This is a genomic window from Metabacillus niabensis, from assembly GCF_902829255.1.
GTDB lineage: Bacteria > Bacillota > Bacilli > Bacillales > Bacillaceae > Metabacillus > Metabacillus niabensis.
In genome coordinates this window covers 1-1,281 of sequence record NZ_CADEPK010000156.1, presented here as the reverse complement: position 1 = coordinate 1,281, position 1,281 = coordinate 1, and the positions used below count along the sequence as shown (strand labels likewise).

Genomic DNA, 1,281 nt, shown 5'->3' with positions numbered 1-1,281 from the left:
GCATTGAACATTCTATTTGTATCAAAATTAGAAACATGTTTGATAGAAGAAATAATAACTTAGTTTCACATTCTGGCGATGAAAATGTTCAAGGAACTGCTGTAACGAGGGCAGAATATACAATCTATAAAGAAGCAGTATCTATGTGTCTTACACGACTGGAAAAGTTTCAAACAAACCAAATTTTGACCACATAACAGTATGTAATATAGTCTTTTTGTAATGGAGTAGGGGGATGGTTTATAGGTTTGACTCTATTGATCACTTAGGGATTCGTATTAACACATCTAGGGATAAATGCATGTATAGGTTGCAACGAATCGAGGTCACTTCAAATTGTAGGAAACTAAGATAAATACTAGTGTCATAATAATGATGTATCGTTACAGGGGGGGGATAATGATCTATTTGAGTTATTGCAAAGACCATATGAAGTTGGTAAGAACAGAATCTTAAAAGATCCTTTTTATTCAAAATAATTTATAATGAATCTATGCCTTAACTAGCTTTTTATTTATTATTTCCTAAAAGGTGTCCTTTTGTGACATATATATATAAATAGAATATGCAACTATGAAAATACCTTTTTCTTAAACTACTATTAATAAAATACTCTATTAATATATATCGTGTAAAAAAGGACACGTTTTAGGAAAATACAATGTAGTTAATTGCATCAACATTTTTAAAATGACCTAAAAGATAAGTAGAGTTAAAATGTATAAGTAATTAAAAACAGGGAGGACAAGTGTTTTCGATAAACGCTAGTATTCTTGAAAATTAGGGTACTGTTATTTACTGTTATTTCGGTACAACTGACAAGATAAAATTAATTTAAATGTCGCCAAATTATTGCATCCATATAATTGTTAAAGTCCGTTTTTTGGTATGTATGATTTAATTTCAATAACTTTTTTATCGATTTCTAGATCATCATGTTTCCAACATAATACTATATCGATTCTATTCATCATTTCATTCGATTCAGTTTTGAATTCTGAAGATTTGTAGTAGGGCTTTATCCATTTACCACTTTTTATTAAGTTGTTTATATCATTAGAAATTTGTTTTATTACTTCTATATCGGAACCACTACCTAAATCTTTAACAATGTTAACCCATTCTTGTATTATATTTACCACTAAATGATCAAAATGATTAACCATAGGTTTGCTATATGTTAAATAAAATAATTCATGAGAAGCAATTGCGGGATTCTTTTGGAGTAATTCTCTCCATATATAATATTCCTTGTTGAATAATTCTAATTGAGAATATATG

2 protein-coding genes are annotated in these 1,281 nt (G+C 28.3%); one reads left to right on the top strand and one right to left on the bottom strand.

The features are described 5' to 3' along the window. Positions 1–197, top strand: a 197-nt coding sequence (locus tag HU235_RS24880) for a hypothetical protein (protein ID WP_217451438.1), incomplete at its 5' end; no start/stop codon positions are given. Positions 198–869: 672 nt separating this feature from the next. On the opposite strand, the gene HU235_RS12075 is transcribed toward HU235_RS24880, so the two are convergent. Beyond that, a partial coding sequence (locus HU235_RS12075; protein WP_174880366.1) for a hypothetical protein occupies positions 870–1,281 on the bottom strand: 412 nt, incomplete at its 5' end.